The following is a 22,301-nucleotide window of genomic DNA, read 5'->3' as shown; positions in this document are numbered from 1 at the left end:
TTGCCTGTCAGCTACTAAGCGACTTGGTTCTTACTTAGATCGGACTTCCACCGACTAGCAATTAACGGCTTGCTGGGCACGCATAGTACAAAAAAGACGCCTCAAGTCAATACATTGAGACGTCCCTATTCTTATCATCAAAAATATTTATTATAAAACAGCACTTTTTAAAATTTAGCCATCTCTACTGGTATAGAATACGGTGTCGGACTTGCATTACCACTTGCTAAAGCTGAAGTACTAACACCAACAAATACCATAGAAACTATAGAAAAAGTCACTAGCACTTTAAACAGTTTCTTTTTCAAAATAATATCCTCCTTACAAGTTTAAAATCTCCAACAAAACTTCATTTGTTTCCATTTTCTTTAATTCATGTAAAGCTAATTGGAGATGAAACGCATTTTCCGTCTTCTTAAACCATTTCACAGAGTAATGGAAGGCAAGCTCATGCTTTTCCAATAATCCAAGACTATAGTAAAAGAAGCCCTTATCCCAATCAGGTAAGTTTTCAACGTCTATTGTATCCAACATTTTTTTAGCTTCAACCTTTTCATCTTTACCAAGCAAATAATGGCTGTATTCAACAACCGCTCGATCAGAATCTAGCTCCAGAAGAAATTCTCGATCAACCTTCCAGTAGGACTGCAAGAAGGACAACGATTGCTGTGCATGTCTTGCATTCTCTGCTCTTTCTGTGTCCACAAAGATTAAATAAGCTTTCTCAATATGAGCTTTACCTGTTTCGTAATCCTCATATAGATAAGATTCACCTAAATATAAATAAGCTAGGCCTTTAACATGCTCAGCTACATCCTGATTAATCACCTTATAACTATATTCTCTAGCCTGTTCAACCTTATTTTGTAATAGGAAATAACGATTCAAAAGCAGACCGAGGCGAATATTAAAGCAATCTCTCATAAATGGACTCTTTACTTGTTCAATTTGCTGGTCAAGCCCTTCTAATAAATCATACAGAAGACTGTGCTTATTCATATCATAATAAGCGTATGCCGTAACAAAGGTATGAAGAATCTGTACCTCAATCGCTTTGGGATAATAACGCTTTAACTCCGTTAAAAGCTCACCATATTCAATTCTTTTATTCACTCGTAAGAGCTCTAGCTCATAGACCCTAGCCCACTCACGGTCGAGAGGGTTTGTGGAATCATAAAGAGTTGCAATAATACCTTCTGTAATGTGCCACAGCCTATGAATCATACAATACTCCATACAGTAACGAGCGTTCATGCTTTTTTGAGTAGTAGCGTACTCCTCTATATACTCCTTTTCCTTCTCCGGAAAAAGAAACTTCACGATCTTAAGAATGGATTCAAAATTCAATTCGTCCCTATCATTTAAGAATCTAGATATTGTCGATTCACTTACGCCGGCAATTTTCGCCAAATTTCGCTGACCTATTCTTTTTCTATCTAGCTGATTTAAAATATGTGTTCTTAGCATTATTTCTCCCCCTAACTTTCCGCTTTAAAATAACTATGGCCAAAAGCCTGTCGTTCCAGTTATAGCGCCTTACTTTACAATTTATAGTATAGGATTCAGTGCGTCAAGCTGTAATTATAATTTTGCGAATTTTGTAATCCCTTCTATTAAACAAGCTCTCTCATTTTAGCTAAATTTTTGAAAGAATGTTGAGTATGGCGTCTGGATTTTGTCGAAAGTGATTCATCTGATAAAACTCGCTTGGAGTATGGACTCCATCACTTCTATAAGACGACCAATAGCATTGCTTCAGCTTCAAAGCGCGGCGGAAAAAAATGCTGCAGACTTAACAGGACCTCAAACGTTATTCAAAAATCTTTGACTATGGAACTTCCTACCTCACATATCTTATACAAATAAGGATTGCACACAAGCTCATGAATAGCAATACTCTTGACCGCCACTAGTGTTTGAATGATTTTCACCGTAGATCAGTTTGAACAACAAAACAGCCCCAACTTTTTTCACTAGATTATGCTTGATATCATACAAATATTCATTAAGCGATCTAAAAGACACCATCACCTCTTCTCCTATTCAAAATTTTCGCTTGTTTTTCTTCAAAAAATGAAAATCATGTAATCTCCTTTATTTTATCAAGGAAGCCAAAACTTTACTAGCTGAAATTGGACTGCATTTAGTAGTTATATCGAACCATTTTGTTTCCCTAGAACCTACTTCCCGTTATACTTAAAGGAACATTAATGAAAGGCTGATTAGATGGGTACAATTGCTGTATGGTTCCGTAAGGACCTTCGATTTCACGACCAGACCGCTTTAGCAAAAGCTATACTCGCATTGCATGAAGAGGATCAAATCATTGGTCTATTCCATTTACATCCTGCGCTTAATCAGACGTTTAGCCCGAGGCATGATTATTTCTACGCTACATTAAAGAGCTTTGTAGATGATGGGAAAGAACTGAATTTTCCTATACATTTCATGCACGGTAACATATTCTCAGCATTAGACGATTTGCTTATCAAAACCTCAGATCTCGAAGCTCTTTATTTTAACTATGACGAAGTTGGCTTCGGGAGAGAACGTGATGATGCTGTCATCCAACACTTGAATTCAAAAGATATAGCTGTTTTCCCCTGCCTCGATCATCATATTCATTCTGCCCATGATATTCTTAAAGCAGACCACTCTCATTATAAAGTGTTTTCTTCGTACTACAAGCGATGGTCTAAAGCTGAAAAGCCTAAGATAGTTCAGGTAGATATAGATAAGCTGAAAAAGCATGCCGTTCATCTTCAACGAAAATTTGCGGATGGCGAGCAAGTATACCAGGAGCTTCTAAGCAAGAGGATAACGCAATGGGAGCACGTAGGAGAGCAACAGGCATTACAGCGCATAGAGGAATTCACAACAGAAACGATAGATGATTATCACAGAAAACGAGATTATCCAGCTTTGCAAGCTACAAGCGGTATCTCTGCCTACCTAAGAACAGGACAGCTTTCTCCGAGAACAATTTTCTATGCTGCTCTAGATAAGATTCAAGGTAGAGCAGATTGTGAGGGAATTGAAACTTTTATTAAGGAGCTCGCTTGGCGTGATTTCTATAATATGATTTATCATTATTATCCTAAAAGCAAGAATGAGGAGCTCATTGAAAAATATCGGGGATTAACCTGGAACACAGATGATGCAGATCTCTTCAAAAGGTGGACAGAAGGACAAACAGGCTTTCCCATTGTGGACGCTGGCATGCGTCAACTGAATCAAACGGGTTGGATGCATAACAGAGTACGTATGATTGTGGCTTCTTTTTTAACAAAGGATTTACTGATTGATTGGCGAAAGGGAGAGCGTTATTTCGAGGAACGTCTTATTGATTATGATCCTGCCTCAAATATCGGCGGATGGCAGTGGGCTGCTTCAACCGGGACGGACGCTGTACCGTATTTTCGTATCTTTAATCCAACTCGGCAGTCTGAGCGCTTTGATCCTAATGGCATTTACATCAAGCAGTATATACCTGAGCTGAAGAATGTCCCTGTAAAATACATTCATAACCCCATAACCATGCCTGATTCTGTACAAAAAGAGAGCAGCTGTATCATAGGGAAGGATTACCCTAAGCCAATCGTAGATCATAGAGTTATGAGAGAAAAAGCTCTAGAGTTATTTAAAGAGTCCACCTCTAATGGAGATGCATGAACTAGATACTCAAAAACAAAACCCAACAATACATGATAATAACACCCCGTACAGCTAAGATACGGGGTTACATATCTTTAGCTAGAACTTCCCAATAAATTATTTTAACTCATTCGGAGTTATACATTGCTCTATAGAAAAATCCATATTTAACTGAGAATATATTTCTCTCCAACGTTTCTCCATATCTTCCTTATAACATTCTTAATGTATATCCATTAGGGATTGTTACTTTCAACGAAGTGTGAAGTAAGGAATCTAGATAAAGAAGGATTAGTCCTTTTGAGCACATGTTCATCTCTCCCCATATCTATTCTTACACAACATATTCGCGTACATTTCTTAAACTAACTTGATCAGACTTATATAAAAATATGCTTTCAACTTCCTTATATCATAATAAAAAAGGGCATCCTTAAGTCATTTACCATCACTTCAGGACACCCTTTGTTGTATTTATTTACTTAAACACTGGTTCCTTAAATTCAGCCAGTTTTTCTAAAGAAGACTTCTCTACCTCTGCATGTAAGCTGTTTCCATGCGAATCCATCGTAACAATAGCAGCAAACCCTTCAACCTCGAGATGCCACATCGCCTCTGGAACACCAAATTCCTTCAGATAATGTACACCCGTCACTCCCGTAATACAATCAGCGTAATACTGTGCCGCTCCTCCGATTGCATTTAGATAGACAGCTCCACTTTCCTTTAATCCAGCTAGAGTTTTAGGACCCATTCCACCTTTTCCGATAACGGCGCGAATACCAAACTTCTTAATAATATCCGCTTGATAAGGCTCCTCACGGGCACTAGTCGTTGGTCCAGCAGCCTTAACCTGCCAATTTCCTTCTTCATCCTTTAGCATAACTGGTCCACAGTGGTAAATGACCTCTCCATTAAGGTCAATAGGTGCATCATTCTTCATCAAATAGCTATGCAAAGCGTCTCTTCCTGTGTGCATGCTTCCATTAAGAATAACTACATCCCCAACCTTTAACTCACGAATTTGTTCCTCTGTGATCGGAGCCTGTAATACAACCTCGCGCGCTCCTTCTGTTTTCGCATTGTCGATAACCTCTTGTACACTCTCTTCAATATTGCGCTCATCCTTGTAAAGCCAACGATTAATATCGCCCGTTTGAGGATCAATCACAACACCAAGACGACGAAAAGCCCAGCAATTATACGCTACAGAAACGAAAAAGCTAGCCGGAATCCTGTTCATTACACCAATTTTACAGCCTAATAATGTCGTTTCTCCTCCAAAGCCCATCGTCCCAATGCCTAGCTTGTTCGCATTTTCCATCACATAAGCCTCAAGCTGTGCTAAGTCCTCATGAGGATTAACATCATCCGCCTCACGGAAAAGCTGCTTCTTAGCTAAGTCATAGCCTGAGGAACGGTCTCCACCGATCCCCACACCGAGAAACCCAGCACTACAGCCTTGTCCTTGTGCTTGATAAACGGAATGCATGATACATTTTCGAATGCCATCTAAATCTCGGCCAGCACGTCCAAGCCCATCCAGTTCACACGGGAGACTATACTGGATATTTTTATTTTCACATCCGCCACCCTTTAAGACGAGACGGACATCAATTTCATCCTTTTCCCATTGCTCATATTTAATCACTGGTAATCCTTGACCTAGATTATCTCCACTATTTTCTCCCGTCAGAGAGTCCACAGAATTTGGTCTTAGCTTCCCGTTTTTCGTTGCTTCTGCAAGTGCCTCTTTAATCGCTTTGGTCATTTCAAGCTGATTAGCTCCCACAGGGGTTTTTATCAAGAAAGTAGGCAGCCCTGTATCCTGACAAATTGGTGATACGTTATCCTCTGCCATTTTAATATTATTTGTAATCGTAGAAAGAGATAATGCAGCACGCGTTCCTGCATTTTCACTCGCTTTAGCCTTAGCAATCGCAGCGCGAACGTCAGGCGGTAATACGGTTGAAGTTTCAACGATTAGCTGGTACATACTATCTTTAAACGTTTTCATTTTGTGACAAGCCCCTCTTCCCTCTTTTGTATACTTTTTATTATACTCCTTCTATCTCTTTAAAAAAAGGATAGTGTTCTGTTATATAAATATTAGTACAGATCATAAACTAAACTTCATCTGATATATAACAGATATAATTTGAGAGATATTTTAACAAGCCCTAAGAAAGCTTGTCTATTCACTAAGCTAGAGGTGAAAAAAGATTAGAATGCCCTTTCATTTATTGCCATATTCTGCTTTATAGTATACAATAATGTAATATAATATTTTGAATAGTTTATGTTTTGTCCCTTTTTGTTTTTCATTTCGTGTATTACATTGTACGATCTTTCTTTCTATAACAGATAGAGAAAGCGCTTACAAGGAACACACTCTCATACATACATACTTTTCCTCTTGTAACATTCATCACAGACAACCTTATTTTTTTGTTATTCACTAGTATAGGAGCATACTAGCTCTTTATATATAAAAATATAATTTTCAGCTCAATTTTACACATTGTTTCTGTATTAATATGATCTTTAATAATATTGTAACAGTTTTAAGCAACCATTGTTATAGAGCTTTCTTCAGGACGAATATCTCAAGCTATCGGATATAAAAATAGCTATTACACACTGTAATTAGAGTGTGTTCTATTGACATATCCGATGTAGTGGAATATTCTGAAGGTAGATAACTGATGTGTACTATTATTTTTATATATATAACTATAACAGATTGATTCATTTTAAAAGACAATCATTTCTCAAAAGGCCATGCATCTCATGAATCGAATGAACAAAGCTGTACTATTGTCTATGCACTTTCAATCACCAAGTGCTTATTACACTTAGGAAAAGGAGAGGTTTCTATGAAATCGGAGATCACATGGAAAATTGGTGGACAGCAGGGAGAAGGAATTGACAGTACGGGAGAAATTTTTGCTTCAACCTTAATGAAGCAAGGGTTTCATATTTCATCGTATAAGCATTTCGCCTCTCGTATTAAAGGAGGACATACGTACTATCACATCCGTGCTAGCCTTGAGCCTACTTACTATCACGGGGATACGACGGATATTCTAGTAGCTCTTGATCAGGAATCCTACGAGCATAATTTTCCGGCCATGTCTAAAGGCGGATTTGTTTTGATGGAGAACAAAAGAGAGGAAAAAGTGGAAACAGTAGATGATGTTACTGTTATCCATGTTTCCTTCACCAAGCTAGCTGAAGAGCTTGGGAATAAGATTATTCGTAATATGATAGCCCTAGGTTCTTCCCTCTACTTAATGGGCTTACACTATGAGATTTTTGCTCCACTTGTTGAAGAGAAGTTTAGTAAAAAAGGACAGTTAATTGTAGATCTTAACATTAATGCCCTTAAAACAGGCTATGAATATATTCAACAGCTTGGCTTAAAATCAATCGAATTAAATACTCCTGAACCAAAAAATCAGGCACTATTAATGGGAAATGAAGCGTTTGCGTTTGGAGCTCTTGCCTCTGGCTGTAGATTCCTAGCTTCTTACCCAATTACTCCAGCATCAGAAATTATGGAATATATGAAAGCTAACCTGCCAAAGGTAGGAGGAGCAGCTGTACAGGCAGAGGATGAAATTGCGGGTATCCTTATGGCTATCGGCGGGGGCTTTGCCGGTGTACGTTCTCTAACAAGTACCTCTGGACCAGGTTTCTCTCTAAAAACAGAGGCTCTAGGCTTAGCCGGGATGTCTGAAACACCAGTTGTTATTGTTAACTCTCAGCGTGGGGGTCCAGGAACAGGGCTACCTACTAAATATGAACAGAGTGATTTAAATACCATGGTCTATTCTGGACACGGCGAGATTCCCAGGATCGTCTTAGCACCAAGTACTGTTGAAGAGTGTATGACTGTTGCTTCTACTGCCTTTAACTTAGCTGAAAAATACCAATGTCCTGTTATCGTAGCTCTTGACCTCATGCTTTCCTTAAACAAGCAGTCATGCCCAGATTACGACTTAAGTAAGTTTGAGGAAATTGATCGTGGTAAGCTTCTAACAGAGGAGCAGCTAGCAGAGCTTGAGGAATTTAACTTTAAACGCTATCGCTTAACAGAGGATGGTATTTCTCCACGCTCCATACCAGGACAAAAGGGTGGTGTCTATACAGCTAACTCAAATGAGCACAGCGAAACGGGACATATCACAGAGATTCCTGAGTTGCGTGTGGCCATGATGAATAAAAGATTAGGTAAATTAGATTCCTTTAAAACAAAAGGATATGAATTTATCGGTGGTGAAGAGCGTAACGTTGAAACGTTATTCATTGGAATTGGTTCTACTCGTGGGGTCATTGAAGAATATATCCATGACCTAAATGCAAGTGGCGGGGATGCCGGCTTAGCCCATATTAAAGTGCTTTATCCGTTCCAGCCTGAAGGAATTAAGGAGTTAATTGACGCTGCGCAACGAGTTATTGTTGTAGAAAACAACTGGAGTGGTCAATTATCTGGAATGATTCAGAAAGAACTTCAAGTTGGAGATAAGCTTCAAACAATTACTAAATTTAATGGTGACCCGTTCAGTAAACAGGATTTAGAGAAGCAAGTGGGACAAATTGTGAAGGAGGTTGTGTAACATGGCAGCAACATTAAAAGATTATCGTGGTGATGTATCGACTTGGTGTCCTGGATGTGGTCATTTCTCCGTTATGGCTGGCATTCAAAAAGCAGCGATTAATTTAGGCTTAGAGCCCCATCAATTAGCGATTGTATCTGGCATCGGATGTTCAGGTAAGGTTTCTGAATACACACGCTCCTACGGATTCCACACCCTACACGGACGTTCACTGCCTGTTGCTCAGGCAGTGAAGCTTGCGAGCAGCGGCATGAAAGTGGTTGCCTCAGGGGGAGATGGCGACGGCTATGGAATTGGAGCTGGTCACTTCACACATGCAGCTAGAAGAAATGTAGATATGACCTATGTTGTTATGGATAATCGTATTTATGGACTAACAAAAGGGCAAACCTCACCAACTAGCTCTCAAGGTTTCAAATCTAAAACATCACCGGAAGGCTCAGGTGAACGTGAAGTAAAACCTCTTGAATTAGCGTTAGGAGCAGGAGCTAGTTTTATTGCTCAGGCATTCTCAGGAGATATCAAAGGATTAACCGATCTTATCCAGCAAGCCATGGAGCATCCAGGGTTCTCTCTAGTGAATGTGTTCAGCCCATGTGTTACCTTCAATAAGGTAAATACGTACGACTTTTTCAAAGAGAATCTAATCGACCTAAGTCAGGTGGAGGGCTATGATCCATCCGACAAGGCACAGGCCTATACTCAGGTTATTGAGCATGATGGTAACCTTCAAGGAATCATCTATAAACAAGAGCGTCCTGCGTATCACACATTCTTGGACGGCTACCCTGAAACACCAATTGCGTTTAATGATGTATCCACTGAAAAAAGCGTGTTAGATCAGCTTTGGGCAGAGTTTAAATAAAACATTAGAGGGCAACCCTAAGATCAAAGATTATCTTCGGGTTGCCCTCTATTATTCGTTTATTTCTTTTATTCCTAAGCTTCTCTTTCTTACTATGACTATCCGTTTAACTTCAATTAATAAAGTCTCGTAAGTCTGTAACGAGAATCTATAAATTCATAACTCCTATACTTTTATCGTTTTTTCCTCGCTCTTCTTCTGAACCATTGCTTTCCAAGATTCAAACACAAGGAAGAGACAGAGAATAAAAAGTACAAATGCTGAAATAGCTAAGAACAGGTTTCCATTCATAAAATTGGTCACCATTAACGATATTAGGGCACCGATAGTAACAATAAACATGACAACCATTGGGATAACGGTAAAGTATGTCTTCACACCAAGCCTAGACAACCAAGCTGTTACCGCTAGTAGGGCTAATGCTCCTAGCATTTGATTTGCAGATCCGAATAATGGCCAAACTGAGCTCCACGTTCCAGAAAGAGCAAGGGCTGAAGCTCCTGCAAGGACAACAATTGTTCCAATATGTTGATTTTTTGCTAGAGCTGGAGAGCTACGCTCAACAAGCTCTTGAACGGCATACCGTCCTAAACGCGTAGCAGAGTCTAATGTTGTCAATAGAAAAGCAGAAGCAACTAGTGTTGTAAATGTGATGGCAGTTGCCTCATTAATGCCCCAATAGGACATAAAATGCCCTATTCCTGCTGCAAAGGTCCCGATAGGACCACCCATGGCATCCATCCTTGCTGCAAAGTCTGCTTGTGTAAGATAAGCTACTGATCCTACAGCAATAATGGCTAAAAATCCTTCTAGAAGCATACCTCCATATGCAATAAATTTTCCACTTTTTTCATTGTCTAATTGCTTCGCTGTCGTTCCAGATGCAACAAGTGAGTGAAAGCCAGAAATAGCTCCACAAGCTATCGTTATAAATAGGATGGGAAATAGAAAGCCTAGCTCAGCATTATAGAAGCCTGTATAACCAGAAAGCTGAATAGATGGATTCGCAATAATAATCCCTACTGCAGCACCAGCCATCATTCCATATAGTAAAAATGAGTTTAGATAATCACGAGGCTGTAATAAAAACCAAACAGGCAAGATAGAAGCTAGATATGCGTAACCGATTAAAATAAATGTCCATACAGTACCACTAAGCTGTAGCGGGAACAATAATCCTAGCCAAACACACCCTAGCATTGCCACTACTCCTAGTATACTAGCTAATACTAGATTCATCCGAAGTTGGTTGACAATAAAGCCAAACAGCATAGCTACCCCAATAAAAAGCATGGATGCCGTCGCTGCCTCAGGAACGGCCACAAACGTATTTCCGACTAAAATAATGAATACACCAACAATGAGAATAAGCGTAGCAATCGCAAATAGCATAAATAGGGTCTGCCCCCTGTTACCAATATACTCTTTTATAATGGCTCCAATGGACTGTGCTTTATGACGAATCGAAGCTTGTAAGGATGTATAATCATGCACACCACCCATAAAGATACTTCCAATAACAATCCACAAAACCGCAGGAATCCAGCCGAATGCAGCTGCTGTTACTGGTCCAACAATAGGTCCTCCCCCTGCAATCGTTGCAAAATGGTGACCGAGTAGAACTGGCTTAGATGCAGGTACATAATCCACTCCATCCTTCATCGTATGGGCAGGTGTTTCTCGATTAGGATCAACGTTCAGCTTTTTTTCAAGATATTTTCCATAAGTGAAATAAGCAAGTACAAAGACAATACCGGAAATAAATAGAATTGTTAAAAAACTCATATTAAGCAACCCCTTCATTTAAAATTTGAATAAAAGGTTTAACAAATGGCTGACCTTTTGGGTGAATGGCTATCTTATTCTCTTTTAGGCTAACAATTGCAAGATAACATTCTGCCCATCCATACCAACCAAAGTTTAAAAATTTGAGCTTCCGATATTTTACAGCTTCCTTCTCAATAGTCTTACTGACAGTTTGGTTTGTAATGACAACTCCTATAAAAATGGTGGACATGTGTTCCTTTTTATATGGTATAAAGTCAGGCATTACTTGATTTAAACTACTCTTAAATTGAGCTATAAACTCCTTTGAAATGCTTTGCTTACTGGTAGCAGTAAAAATGTACTGCTGATTCTCAACCCCCCACACCTTTATGTTTTTTGAAATCATATATTTTTCATCTCTACGTTTATGAGCAGCCATGAAATCTAAATCAAATCCTTCCATTTTTTGATTCCGATAAATGTCAAAATGATGAACGTATAGATTACATACCTGATTAATATAAGAATGAACATGCTGAAAAGTCATTTTTGCACCTCCGACTTGATTTGCAACCACTTTATTCTTGGTAGCGCTTTCAATTCCTTGTAGTGAAGTAAGGTCACCATGGACAAGCCATGAACTTTTTTCTATTATACTAGCATCTCAAGTAAAATTTCAAATAAATTTAGAAAAATTAGAATAAATACAATTTAATTTCAACTTCATTTGTTCTCATCATCTTTTTACTACAATCTCTTTTTTGGGATAATATGTTATTTAATAGTAAAAAAAGACCCTATTCTAGTACCAAGGGTCCATTCTTCAGTATTTACTTTTACTTATATCCATATTAAACAGGTAGTTCTAGGTAATGAAAAATGGGTTCAATTCAGCTTATTCTGTAGAAGGATCAGGAGATATACTCTCTGATGCCCCTCCCTCCCCTCCCTCGGAATCGTCCTCTTTTCCAGACTCATTAACATCCACATCAAGAATATCCAATAGGAATACGAAGATCGGAATTCCAATAATTAATCCCCACACACCTAAATAGTGCTCCGAGAAAATAAGAATCGTAAACGTGTAAAAAACGGGCAGGTTTGTTTTAGACGACATCAGCTTTGGATTAAGAAAATAGCCTTCAATAAAGTGTAAAAGGAAAATCATCACCAGCACGTAGATCACCAGCATAAATCCGCCTAGCTTATAGCCTATAATACATAATGGAATAAGAGAGATTAGAAAACCTGCTACTGGAATTAAGCTTAGTAGGAATATCATGATCCCCAAAGCAAACAAATAAGGGAAGCCAAGAATCCATAAGCCTAGTAATGTAAAAATCGTGTTAAACACAGCAATCAGCAGTTGAGCCTCTAAAACCTTACCAAAAGAAAGCACAAAGCGCCTGCCAAAATACTCTAACTCATTGTAGAACCAAGAAATCTTGCTCGTTTTAAACTTCGCCGTGAAGCGAATGATCCGATCCTTCTCCAAAAGTAAGAATAGACTTAATACGAGGGCAAACACAATCGTTGTGCCTAAGCTTCCTAGCTTAACGATATAGGAAAAGCCTTCTCTAACGTAAGACTCAATATTTAATTCTTGAATGTAGTGAATGATAAATCCGAAGACACCGTCTGTAGAAGGTGGCGATACGATCCAAAGCAAAATAATATTATAGATTTGCCTAATTTGTAGTAGGATATCAGGCAAATATCTAGATATCCCAATTGTTAAGACACTTATAAAGGTAACATACAAAAGAATAACTATTATTTTGGGACTTACTTTAAAAACTTTATCGACCTGCTTTGAAATAATACCTTGTAGACGGTTCATAATATACGCAATTAAGAACGTAAACAATACTAAGTTGAGCATATGCTTAATACTAAACAGCAGCACGCAGATTAAAATCAGAATGAGAAACCGTCTAACAGTAAGGTTAGCAAAAAACGACTTAAGAAACTCCATGACGCCCCTACTCCATTCACCAATCGTAATGATAAATATTCTTAACATTAGCATAGGTGAAGAAAATAATCCATATACTTCGTCACACTAAATATTTATACTTCCAATTGTTCCATGGCGTATAGCTGCTGTGAAGCAAGCTTCTGATATAAAGTATTCTCTCTATAAAGCTGGTCATGTGTTCCTTGACCTGTCACCTCTCCATTCTCCACAACTAGAATTTGATCAGCCTGCACAACAGTAGCTAGTCTGTGAGCAATGATTAAAGTAGTACGCCCTTGCATAAGCTGCTGTAATGCGTCTTGAATAAGCTTTTCAGATTCACTATCTAGATTGGAGGTCGCCTCATCCAATAGCAGCAGCTTAGGATTCCGAATAATCGCCCTGGCAATCGCTATCCGTTGTCTTTGTCCTCCAGAGAGCTTAATCCCTCTTTCTCCTACCTCTGTTTCATACCCCTCCTCTAAATCATGAATGAAGGAAGACGCATTAGCTAAGGCAGCCGCTTGTTCCAGCTCCTCCTGTGATACCTCTCTCTCAAGACCATAGCAGATGTTTTCACGAATCGTGCCCGACATGATCGGACTCTCCTGAGAAACGTAACTGATTTGCTTTCTCCAGCTCTCAAGTGAAAAGCTCATAATATCCTGCCCTCCCCAAGCAATAGCTCCTTGATCTGACTTGTAGAACCTCTCTATGAGGGAAAATAAGGTTGTTTTCCCACCACCACTTGGTCCAACTATAGCTGTCGTTTTTCCAGCCAAGGCTTCAAAGGATATGTCTTTAATAATCCTTCTTTCAGGATGGTAGCCAAATTGAACACCGTCAAACCTCAAAGCTTGTGCTGTTTCATGTGGTACAACACTTTGTTTCTCAAGCTCCTCTGACTCCGTGCCTAAAATCATCTGAATACGCTCTGTTGAACCCATCGCCTTCTGGAAGGCCGTAAAAAACTGAGCCATTTGACTAACAGGCAGAATAATCTGAAACATATAGATAATGATAGCAACTAGGGCCCCTGCTGAAAGAGTACCCTCAGCTACACGTACGCCTCCATAACCAATTAAGATAACTAGAACAACCATCATTATGGTGGTCATAAAAGGAGAAATGATCGCTTGTATTTTTGCCTCCTTCAGCCCAAAGGTAAATAGATGCTGAATCTCCTTGTTCCCCTGCTCCTGCTCCATTCTTTCACCGTTGTATGACTTGACTAACCGAATCTCGGTTAGCACTCTCCCTAGTGCAGATGTAAAGGAAGCCATTTTATCCTGCATTTTCTTAGAAATCCTATACATAATTGTTCCCAATGGCCACATGACAAGTCCAGAGATTGGGACTGCTATGAGCATGATTAAGGTCATTCTCCAGTCAATATAGACTAAGATAGCGACCGCTCCGAAGATGGAAATGAGCCCGGATACTAGCGGAATTAAGTGGGAGGTAATTAAGTTTTTTATCACTCCTGTATCCTGTGTAATTCTGCTCATCGTATCCCCTGAAGCGTTTTGATCAAAATACGGGATTGGTAAGTGCAAAACATGATCCCATAGCTTGGTGCGGATATAAGCAACGACATATTCCCCAATATAGGACATTAGGTAGTATGAAAACCCTGAAGAAACAGTTTGAACTACAAACGCTAGAATCAAAAGAATAATAACCCCTGTAGATAAAAGAGATTCCGCCAGCTGATCGACCAAATTCATGGTCATGATAGGAACAATCAGCCCTGCTACCGTTTCTACTAAACTCAACGTGATAGCAATAGCTATAATCCATTTCGGCGGATTCGCTTTCTTCAATAAGGCAAAAAAGCTAGAGTACGAAACCGTACGATTCTCCTCACTACTTTTCATCCTTCCCATCCCCTAACATCTCCTTAAGCTCCTCATGGTTATCGGAATAATAGGCAATAGCCTGCTGAAGCCATTCATCATCCTCATTTGTAAAAGGAGAAGGAACCAATCGATCTAATTCATCAATTTCTTTGTGATCAAGCTCAGCTAGAGCTTGAATCGCTTCAATTCCTCCTAAAGAGCTCATCAATGTTTCTATAAATGTGCCCACAAACCTTTGTACCTCAGGGCTATCAAATGGTTCAGTAGATAGCTCTCTCATCCCTTTCATGAAGCTAATAAATTGCTTGTCTAATTCAACTAAATCCTCCTCTGATTTATCGAATAGCTGAGAAACTACTTCTTTAGAGATACGCTTTTCAAGCCATTGCTTTTGCTCCTTCTCCGTTTGAATGTTTCGAATTAAACTCATCAAAACCGTACTATCCACCTCACCCTGATCCTCTAACAAAGTGATTGTCCGTTGAATGGCTCTTAATGATGACTCAATATGTTCTTTTTTCTCTTCAAATGCCTTTCGTTGAACTAAGAGTGTTTCCATTAATCCAACATCATGCTTTGACTCATGAAGCATCGTACAAATTTGCTCTAGGCTATAGCCCAAAAATTTAAAGCTAATGATCTTTTGCAAGGTAAGCACATCTTTTTCTGAATACTGCCTATGTCCTGAGCTTGCATTTTTTTCGGGCTTAAGCAATCCTATTTCATCGTAGTAATGCAACGTACGAACTGGCGTCCCTGTCCTTTCAGAGAAGACCCCTATCGAATATTTCTCTTTCATTATGTGTGTCTCCCTTCCCTAGGTCTTCTTCATTGGCCATGCAGCCATTTTTCTCCAAACATACTCAACGGGTCCACTACGGAATCTACGTAACCAGAAATGGGCAAAGACCATCATTAACAAGGAAATGAACAGCCAACCTTCCAAAATAAGCCACGTATTACTATACTGCCCTAAGCCGAAGCCCCAGCCATAAAACATAATGGAAGCTACGATATTCTGTAAAATGTAACAGCTTAAAGCCATGCGTCCTATCTCTTCGAATCGTCTAAACGTAAAAGTGAAAAAGCTCTTCTCCATACAAAGTGATACAAGTCCTATATATCCAAGAGAAAGAATCGGTGCAAATAAATAGCGCACAGCCATTTCAAAATAACCATTTGGTATTAAAACCAAAGCATTCAAAGGTAGACCCAGAGCAAGTCCCCAGATCAATAGCTTACGTCTTAAAGTTTTGCCTCTATCATCCACTCCAAACATCCCCAGCCTGACAAACCAGACCCCTACAAGAAAGAGGCAGATGTTCATTGGAATAACACCAATGGCTTCTCCCCTTAGGCTCCAAAAGCCCTGAAAGCGATAGGTCACCTGCTCCCACCACGTACCATGCAGATACAGTTCAGTTGAAGCAACTAAGATATTTTGGAATTCCCTAAGTCCCTCTGGATCGTTTAGAAGAAAGGCCAACAAAAGACTCAGTAAAGCAACTCCGATCACATGTAAGGTAGCCAAAGTGTAGCCCACTCGTTTTGTCCACTTTGGACCTCTTTGTAAAAGCCAAGCTACAATAATCGCTGTGATTGCATAGCTCATTAAGATGTCGTACTCAAAAACCAGTAAAAAATGAATGAAACCGTCTATAAACAAGAGAATAGCGCTCCACATATACACTCCCAGCCAAGGAGTTCCTAGTCTCTCATGTTTTTGTCTTTTCAACTCAAGACCTACTCCGAAGAGAATGGTCAGCATCCCTAGAAATTTACCATTTGTAAAAAAGACGAATAATGTTGAGGCAATAGTTTCTGCTGTTGTCCACCACTCAAATGTTTCACCAAATAGAAAATCAATATCTCCTAGGGTAGCAAAAATCCAAATATTTGTACCTAATGTTCCAATTATGGCTAAGCCCCTTAGAACATCTAAAATCCTTATTCTTCCCATATGCCTCTCACCTCTCCTATTCCGCCCAGTACATTCTCTGTATGTGTTAACTACGTATGTCGCTTAAACATGTTCCAGCTTTTTGAGCAAGTAGCTATCCTCTCATAGCGGTTCCAGAACTTCTCTTGACCTTTTGCCTCCATCAACATCAGTCATTCCACTCCTTGAGTCAGCTTTAATCGTCTTTAAGATAGCTTCCCATATTTGTAGATCAGCTATTAGAAAATGCCCAGCTTGAGGAATAAAATGAGTTTGACAATTAGGAATCGTAGCCGCAAGCTTAACCATTTCTGAATACGGAGACATGCGATCCTCTTCCCCATGCCATATATGAAGTGGAAAATGAATATCGCTTGGACTAAATCTCCAAGGCATGCTTAACAAACGAGGTTCATGAACTCCTTCATCAATTCGATGTTTAAAAGCCTCTCCCATGTGCAGCAGGAACTCCTCCCCATAACCATCCTCCTGCGTAAACTGCTGATCCCATTTGGCTAGATGAGAATTTCCATCCTTTATTAGCTTTATAAACTTTTCAGGCTGCTTCTCCATCATCTTTTTTTGAGCCTTGTAGCTCATTCTTAGGATCCATGGAACTCGTTTTGCCATAAAGAAAGCTCTGCGATTCGCCTTCATCATACTTTTAGGTGGTTGGCCATTTAAGAACGGAGTGGCACCTGCAACTATGGAAACATGCGTCAATTTTGAAGGAATTTTATAGGCACACGCTGCTGCGTAAGCTCCTCCTCCAGACACCCCGATGATAGCAAACCTCTGTAGATTTAAATGAGTAGCTAATTCAGCAATGTCATCTGCCCAATCGAGCAGTGTTCGGTTTGGCTTAGGATCAGAGCCGCCGAAGCCTGGACGATCAGTAGCTATTAAACGCAACCCTAACGAGATTGCTGTATCATCATCCTCTAAAAACCACGCCTTCGATCCTGGTGTTCCGTGAAATAACATGACTGGAATGCCGTCCGGCTCTCCATATTCTAAATATGCTAATCTTCTTCCGTCCTTTAAGTGATGTACTATCTCTTTCTCTTTCATTTTCATCACACTCCCCACCCATTCATTTCTTTTCTCAAAGCCATTCCTTTTTCTTAGCTCAATCATACAGCCTACAGGAACTGGAGGTGCAAGCAGAATTAGAAAAAACTTTACACCCCTGCTGCAATTTCCACAGGATCAAAGCCTATGTTTTCTTAATCTATCTACTTTTTGAGATTTATCTGTTGAAAGATAAGAAAAGCTTCTATTGAAGTCCTCTCGAAGAGGTTGTCTAGTCCATCGTTAGAGGAAGCTTTTACATGCAGCCAGAATTTAAAAAACTTGAAGAAATCCATTGTATCAAATTTTATAATTATAAATTCTTAGACTGTAAAAAAGCATGTAGTGCTAAGCACCACATGCTTTTAATCCAGTTTTGAATGGCTCCTGTAAGCCTGTTACTCCCTCTTACTATAGTTCTCTATCTAGTATTTCCTTTGGCGGTCTAGGTCCAAAAAACTGATAGAAATCACAGCGAATATTTCCGTTATACAGCTTTCTTTTTTTACTCGCTTGTTTACCAAACTTTACTTCAAAATCCTCATAGGAGGTAAACACATAGCTAGACCATGTATCCATCCGATTCATAACCTGTCCCATGACCTTATACAACTGTGCAAGCTCATCCTTCTCCCCAAGCCTTTCCCCATATGGCGGGTTACAAATGACATAGCCATATTCATGCTCAGAGGAAAGCTGACGAATGTCCCTTTGCTTAAAGGTAATCGTATGCCCTATTCCAGCTTCGAGCGCATTATTTTTAGAAAGCTCAATCGCTTCAGCGTCAATATCAGAGCCTACAATAGACATCTTTTGATCGTACTTTGCTAAATCCTCCGCTTCCTCTAACGCTTCGTCCCACACATTTTTCGGGATAAAGGACCATTCCTCCGCATCAAACATGCGATTAAAGCCCGGGGCAATATTCTGTCCGATCAATGCTGCCTCAATGGGAATAGTCCCTGAACCGCAAAAAGGATCGATCAATGGAATATTGGGCTTCCACCTGCTGATTAAAAGCAGGGCAGCTGCCATTGTTTCCTTCATTGGAGCTTCAGTGTGCAACCGTCGATACCCTCTCTTATGAAGCCCCACTCCACTTGTATCAAGAGTAATTGTGGCCACATCCTTATGCAAGGCTATCTCAATTGTATATGTAGGACCATCCTCTGGAAACCAATCGATCTTATACGCTTGTTTAAGCTTTTCTACAATCGCTTTTTTAACGATCGCTTGACTGTCCGAAATACTGAACAGCTTCGATTTTACAGAACGTCCTAGCACAGGAAAATGAGCATTTTTAGGTAAGATATCCTCCCAAGGTAAGGCCTTGGTTTTCTCGAATAGCTCATCAAACGTAAACGCTTTGAACTCACCAAATTTCAGCTTGACTCGATCCGCAGTACGTAGCCATAGATTTGAACGGGCAATGCCCTTCATATCCGTTTCATACGTCACCTTACCGTTCTCAACCTGTACATTCGTATACCCTAAGTCAACAACCTCTTGCTTTACTACCGCTTCTAAGCCAGCCGAAGACGTGGCAATCAACTCTATTTTTTTCATGCTTACACTCCCTTTTACCCTAGCTTTATAAACCAAATGCTTAACTTAAACTTTACTCTATACTCATCCGAAGTCGTCAATTTCATCAAGACTTTATTCATCAAGAATTAATAGTTTTTACATCCTATTTCACTTACCTCAACCTATCTATTATCTATACTCCGTACATTATAGCTGAAAATGATTGGGGACACAAAGACGAGCTAAACCTGTCCTAACAAGCCAAGCTTTTGCATATACATAGTGCATGAAGGAGGCGTTCGCATGGAGTGGTGGCTTTTATCCTTTTTTAAAATCGTGATCATTAATCTCATATTAAGTGGAGATAACGCCCTTGTTATCGCTATGGCAAGTCGAAACCTGCCTAAGCACTTACGAAATAAGGCGGTATTTTGGGGCTCATTTGCCGCCGTTGCTTTGCGCATTGGGCTGACCATTATCGCGCTACAGCTATTAAAAATCCCTTTTTTAACAGCCTTCGGCTCAATCCTCCTCCTCTGGATCGCCGTCAAGCTGATCAACAGCTCGGAGGATCATGAAAAGATTAAAGGTGGGCAAACGATACATAATGTAGTAATGACCATCATCGTTGCTGATTTTGTTATGAGTATCGATAATGTCATTGCCATCGCAGCTGTGGCAGACGGAAATCTATCACTTATTATTTTAGGTATTCTAATCAGTATTCCATTTGTTGTGTTTGGTAGTCAGCTAGTCCTTTCATTAATTGAAAGGATACCAATCATTATTTATCTTGGTTCTGGAATTCTAGGCTTTACAGCTGGCGAGATGCTTTTGAAGGATCAGTATATGCAACAGTTTTTCGAGCCTCTCCTTCCGACTTTTACTTGGATTCTACCTTTTGCCTTAGCTATTTTAGTTATCGTTTGGGGCTGGACGTTAAAAAAGAGATCCCTGCATGCTCATTTTTAAAGCAGCGGCTTGTAACAGTGAGTGCCCCTAATACAGTAGCATTGGGCGAGCCTATCCCGATAAGAGCAGAGAACGCTTCCTAAACCATTTCAACAATGAGTTGGGAGCGTTTTTTATATGCCAATAAATAATCCGCAAAAGTCTAGCAACGTCTACTGTGGTTATAGCCGTTCCTCTTTTTCAATAGAGCAGTATATTGTAGGAAGGACAAATAATGAGAGGTGGGAGAAATGAGGAAAAAGAGAGGCTTCCATAAAAATATAAGGGCTAAAAGAGCAAAATGCTCCCTATTAAAAAAGCAAGAATTATCTGCCCGCAAGCCTAAGTCAGATTGTAAAAAAGATAGAAAGAAATCAAAAAGAGGCTGCGGTACAAATGTCTATATTAAAGACCAAAATATAACGTTTCAAAAAAGTGGACGAGGTAGACGTGGACCTCGAGGAGCTACTGGACCTCGGGGTGCTACTGGACTCCGAGGGGTGACTGGACCTACTGGTGATTACTATGGGACAGGGACCACTGGGGCTACGGGGTTTACTGGAGTAACAGGAGCGACAGGATTTGGAGCGACGGGTGTAACTGGGGCTACAGGCATCGGAGTTACTGGGGTTACTGGCGCTACGGGCTTTGGGGTGACTGGTAACACTGGGGTAACAGGAGTGACGGGGCTTGCTGGAGCCACTGGTGTAACTGGGACTACAGGCATCGGAGTTACTGGTAACACTGGGGTGACGGGGGTAACTGGGCTTGTTGGAGCCACTGGGGTTACTGGCGCTACGGGCATCGGAGTTACTGGTAACACTGGGGTGACTGGAGCGACCGGGCTTACTGGAGTCACGGGCGGAACGGGGGCTACTGGCTCTGGAAATCTGCTAGTTTTTGATCAATCCCCCTCTTCGATAGAACTCCCATTGACTGAAGAAACAACTCTTACTACAGTGACTGTAACCACAACAAGTGGTCAGAATGTTTGGTTGAACACTTTTACCGAATCACTGATGGTCATTGGCTTAGCCGCTACATTCAGTTATACTTTGACCCTTTCGATATATAGAGACGATACACTAATAGCACAAGTAACTGAAGGATTAGAAAATGATAAAGTTGTTGGTGTTTTACGAGTATATAGTCTAGTTCCTGGATTTAATTGGGTAGACTCTCCACCTGCTGGAACACATATTTATGAAGCAAGAGCTACTTTTAACGGCACAAATATTCTAGTTGTTGATGCAATAACTCGGGGACTGATCGCAAATATTTATGAAAACTGAAGTAATTTCATAGAAGTATTCATGAAAGGTGGTGAACAGTATGTCCATTTCCAACTTAATTACTAATGGAGGCTTTGAAAACGGTTCTTTTTCCCCTTGGATAGCTCTAAATGCGTCCGTTACAAGCCTGAGCAGTCATTCAGGGAGCTTTAGCGCAAGACTTCAAGGTGTTTACTCTGTCATTTACCAGAGCGTATCATTTACACCTAACACAAATTATAATTTGATTTTGTCTTTATCAAAAGTAAGTACCGCACCTAGCCCTCCAGTAAGAATTAGAATAGAATATTACGATTCTCTATCAAATCTTCTTGGATTAGGACTTAATGTCACTATCCCAACTGATCGTTTACCATCAATATTAAACTGGATTGAGATTTATCAAATTACCAGCTTACCTCCCCCTAACACAACTCAAATAATTCTTTTAATTGAGAGACAAATATTATCAGGAAGTTCAGATATTCTAGTTGATGATGTGGCTTTATTATCTGTTCAAGGTAGTGGTAGTGGCGTTACTGGAGCTACCGGGGCTACCGGTCCGCAAGGGGTCATGGGACCTACAGGAGCTACAGGAGCTCAGGGATCAATCGGACCTCAAGGGACTACGGGATCGCAAGGGGCTACTGGTGTTCAAGGACCTACGGGATTACAAGGAGCTACTGGACCTCAAGGTGTCACCGGAGCTCAGGGACCGACGGGACTACAAGGGACCACTGGTGTTCAAGGCTCTACAGGAGCCCAAGGACCCACGGGGGCTCAAGGAGCTACCGGAAATCAAGGGCCTACTGGTGCTCAAG

Annotated in this window: 18 protein-coding genes; 6 read left to right on the top strand and 12 right to left on the bottom strand. The window is 40.1% G+C overall.

What is annotated here, in order from left to right; genetic code table 11:
- Positions 1–167: 167 nt before the first annotated feature.
- The 3 genes from J2S11_RS21820 to J2S11_RS21810 form a co-directional block, all read right to left on the bottom strand.
- Positions 168–308, bottom strand: coding sequence for a hypothetical protein (locus J2S11_RS21820; RefSeq protein ID WP_307398258.1), 141 nt, complete (start codon positions 306–308; stop codon positions 168–170).
- Between the two features lie 13 nt (positions 309–321).
- Complete coding sequence (locus J2S11_RS21815; protein ID WP_307398256.1) at positions 322–1,467, bottom strand: AimR family lysis-lysogeny pheromone receptor; 1,146 nt, start codon at positions 1,465–1,467, stop codon at positions 322–324.
- 414 nt (positions 1,468–1,881) lie between these two features.
- The gene (locus J2S11_RS21810; RefSeq protein WP_307398254.1) at positions 1,882–2,028 is read right to left on the bottom strand and encodes a hypothetical protein; all 147 of its coding nucleotides are present in this window, start codon (positions 2,026–2,028) and stop codon (positions 1,882–1,884) included.
- A 198-nt stretch (positions 2,029–2,226) separates the two neighbouring features.
- On the opposite strand from J2S11_RS21810, the gene J2S11_RS21805 reads away from it, so the two are divergent.
- Complete coding sequence (locus J2S11_RS21805) at positions 2,227–3,672, top strand: cryptochrome/photolyase family protein (protein WP_307398252.1); 1,446 nt, start codon at positions 2,227–2,229, stop codon at positions 3,670–3,672.
- A 460-nt stretch (positions 3,673–4,132) separates the two neighbouring features.
- Here the strand turns inward: J2S11_RS21805 and J2S11_RS21800 are convergent, their stop codons facing one another.
- On the bottom strand, positions 4,133–5,671 hold the full coding sequence (locus tag J2S11_RS21800) for a fumarate hydratase (RefSeq protein WP_307398251.1): 1,539 nt from the start codon (positions 5,669–5,671) through the stop codon (positions 4,133–4,135).
- 859 nt (positions 5,672–6,530) lie between these two features.
- Here J2S11_RS21800 and J2S11_RS21795 point away from each other — a divergent pair.
- Together J2S11_RS21795 and J2S11_RS21790 are read left to right on the top strand one after the other, a co-directional pair.
- Positions 6,531–8,273, top strand: coding sequence for a 2-oxoacid:acceptor oxidoreductase subunit alpha (locus tag J2S11_RS21795; RefSeq protein ID WP_307398249.1), 1,743 nt, complete (start codon positions 6,531–6,533; stop codon positions 8,271–8,273).
- A gap of 1 nt (position 8,274) precedes the next feature.
- Positions 8,275–9,138: a 2-oxoacid:ferredoxin oxidoreductase subunit beta gene (locus J2S11_RS21790; RefSeq protein WP_307398247.1), complete on the top strand. Its 864-nt coding sequence runs from the start codon at positions 8,275–8,277 to the stop codon at positions 9,136–9,138.
- Positions 9,139–9,303: 165 nt separating this feature from the next.
- Here J2S11_RS21790 and J2S11_RS21785 read toward each other — a convergent pair whose 3' ends face one another.
- The 8 genes from J2S11_RS21785 to J2S11_RS21750 form a co-directional block, all read right to left on the bottom strand.
- Positions 9,304–10,923: a carbon starvation CstA family protein gene (locus tag J2S11_RS21785; RefSeq protein ID WP_307398245.1), complete on the bottom strand. Its 1,620-nt coding sequence runs from the start codon at positions 10,921–10,923 to the stop codon at positions 9,304–9,306.
- A 1-nt stretch (position 10,924) separates the two neighbouring features.
- Positions 10,925–11,452, bottom strand: coding sequence for a DUF8052 family protein (locus tag J2S11_RS21780; RefSeq protein WP_307398243.1), 528 nt, complete (start codon positions 11,450–11,452; stop codon positions 10,925–10,927).
- A gap of 348 nt (positions 11,453–11,800) precedes the next feature.
- Positions 11,801–12,880: an AI-2E family transporter gene (locus tag J2S11_RS21775; RefSeq protein WP_307398241.1), complete on the bottom strand. Its 1,080-nt coding sequence runs from the start codon at positions 12,878–12,880 to the stop codon at positions 11,801–11,803.
- Between the two features lie 95 nt (positions 12,881–12,975).
- Positions 12,976–14,739, bottom strand: coding sequence for an ABC transporter ATP-binding protein (locus J2S11_RS21770; protein WP_307398240.1), 1,764 nt, complete (start codon positions 14,737–14,739; stop codon positions 12,976–12,978).
- The gene (locus J2S11_RS21765; RefSeq protein WP_307398238.1) at positions 14,729–15,520 is read right to left on the bottom strand and encodes a MerR family transcriptional regulator; all 792 of its coding nucleotides are present in this window, start codon (positions 15,518–15,520) and stop codon (positions 14,729–14,731) included. The genes J2S11_RS21770 and J2S11_RS21765 overlap by 11 nt, the downstream gene beginning before the upstream one ends.
- A gap of 18 nt (positions 15,521–15,538) precedes the next feature.
- Positions 15,539–16,681 carry a DUF418 domain-containing protein gene (locus J2S11_RS21760; RefSeq protein WP_307398237.1) on the bottom strand — a complete coding sequence of 381 codons (1,143 nt, stop codon included), beginning with the start codon at positions 16,679–16,681 and terminating at the stop codon, positions 15,539–15,541.
- Between the two features lie 102 nt (positions 16,682–16,783).
- On the bottom strand, positions 16,784–17,737 hold the full coding sequence (locus tag J2S11_RS21755; protein WP_307398235.1) for an alpha/beta fold hydrolase: 954 nt from the start codon (positions 17,735–17,737) through the stop codon (positions 16,784–16,786).
- 405 nt (positions 17,738–18,142) lie between these two features.
- Positions 18,143–19,297, bottom strand: coding sequence for a THUMP domain-containing class I SAM-dependent RNA methyltransferase (locus tag J2S11_RS21750; RefSeq protein WP_307398232.1), 1,155 nt, complete (start codon positions 19,295–19,297; stop codon positions 18,143–18,145).
- Positions 19,298–19,561: 264 nt separating this feature from the next.
- Between J2S11_RS21750 and J2S11_RS21745 the strand changes: the two genes are divergently transcribed.
- From J2S11_RS21745 to J2S11_RS21735, 3 genes are all read left to right on the top strand, one after another.
- A complete protein-coding gene (locus tag J2S11_RS21745; protein ID WP_307398231.1) occupies positions 19,562–20,230 on the top strand; it encodes a TerC family protein in 669 nt (222 codons plus the stop codon).
- A 230-nt stretch (positions 20,231–20,460) separates the two neighbouring features.
- The gene (locus J2S11_RS21740) at positions 20,461–21,501 is read left to right on the top strand and encodes a hypothetical protein (RefSeq protein WP_307398229.1); all 1,041 of its coding nucleotides are present in this window, start codon (positions 20,461–20,463) and stop codon (positions 21,499–21,501) included.
- A 40-nt stretch (positions 21,502–21,541) separates the two neighbouring features.
- The coding region (locus J2S11_RS21735; RefSeq protein ID WP_307398227.1) for an NTTRR-F1 domain at positions 21,542–22,301 on the top strand (760 nt) is incomplete at its 3' end.

It is taken from the genome of Bacillus horti (genome assembly GCF_030813115.1).
In the GTDB taxonomy this organism is placed as follows: Bacteria; Bacillota; Bacilli; order Caldalkalibacillales; family JCM-10596; genus Bacillus_CH; species Bacillus_CH horti.
This window is presented reverse-complemented; position numbering and strand designations above follow the sequence as displayed.

Bases quoted from the DNA above. Each gene is read 5' to 3' on its own strand.
- J2S11_RS21815 (WP_307398256.1), bottom strand. From the start codon at position 1,467: ATGCTAAGAACACATATTTTAAATCAGCTAGATAGAAAAAGAATAGGT.
- J2S11_RS21810 (WP_307398254.1), bottom strand. From the start codon at position 2,028: ATGGTGTCTTTTAGATCGCTTAATGAATATTTGTATGATATCAAGCAT.
- J2S11_RS21805 (WP_307398252.1), top strand. From the start codon at position 2,227: ATGGGTACAATTGCTGTATGGTTCCGTAAGGACCTTCGATTTCACGAC.
- J2S11_RS21800 (WP_307398251.1), bottom strand. From the start codon at position 5,671: ATGAAAACGTTTAAAGATAGTATGTACCAGCTAATCGTTGAAACTTCA.
- J2S11_RS21795 (WP_307398249.1), top strand. From the start codon at position 6,531: ATGAAATCGGAGATCACATGGAAAATTGGTGGACAGCAGGGAGAAGGA.
- J2S11_RS21790 (WP_307398247.1), top strand. From the start codon at position 8,275: ATGGCAGCAACATTAAAAGATTATCGTGGTGATGTATCGACTTGGTGT.
- J2S11_RS21785 (WP_307398245.1), bottom strand. From the start codon at position 10,923: ATGAGTTTTTTAACAATTCTATTTATTTCCGGTATTGTCTTTGTACTT.
- J2S11_RS21780 (WP_307398243.1), bottom strand. From the start codon at position 11,452: ATGACTTTTCAGCATGTTCATTCTTATATTAATCAGGTATGTAATCTA.
- J2S11_RS21775 (WP_307398241.1), bottom strand. From the start codon at position 12,880: ATGGAGTTTCTTAAGTCGTTTTTTGCTAACCTTACTGTTAGACGGTTT.
- J2S11_RS21770 (WP_307398240.1), bottom strand. From the start codon at position 14,739: ATGAAAAGTAGTGAGGAGAATCGTACGGTTTCGTACTCTAGCTTTTTT.
- J2S11_RS21765 (WP_307398238.1), bottom strand. From the start codon at position 15,520: ATGAAAGAGAAATATTCGATAGGGGTCTTCTCTGAAAGGACAGGGACG.
- J2S11_RS21760 (WP_307398237.1), bottom strand. From the start codon at position 16,681: ATGGGAAGAATAAGGATTTTAGATGTTCTAAGGGGCTTAGCCATAATT.
- J2S11_RS21755 (WP_307398235.1), bottom strand. From the start codon at position 17,737: ATGAAAATGAAAGAGAAAGAGATAGTACATCACTTAAAGGACGGAAGA.
- J2S11_RS21750 (WP_307398232.1), bottom strand. From the start codon at position 19,297: ATGAAAAAAATAGAGTTGATTGCCACGTCTTCGGCTGGCTTAGAAGCG.
- J2S11_RS21745 (WP_307398231.1), top strand. From the start codon at position 19,562: ATGGAGTGGTGGCTTTTATCCTTTTTTAAAATCGTGATCATTAATCTC.
- J2S11_RS21740 (WP_307398229.1), top strand. From the start codon at position 20,461: ATGAGGAAAAAGAGAGGCTTCCATAAAAATATAAGGGCTAAAAGAGCA.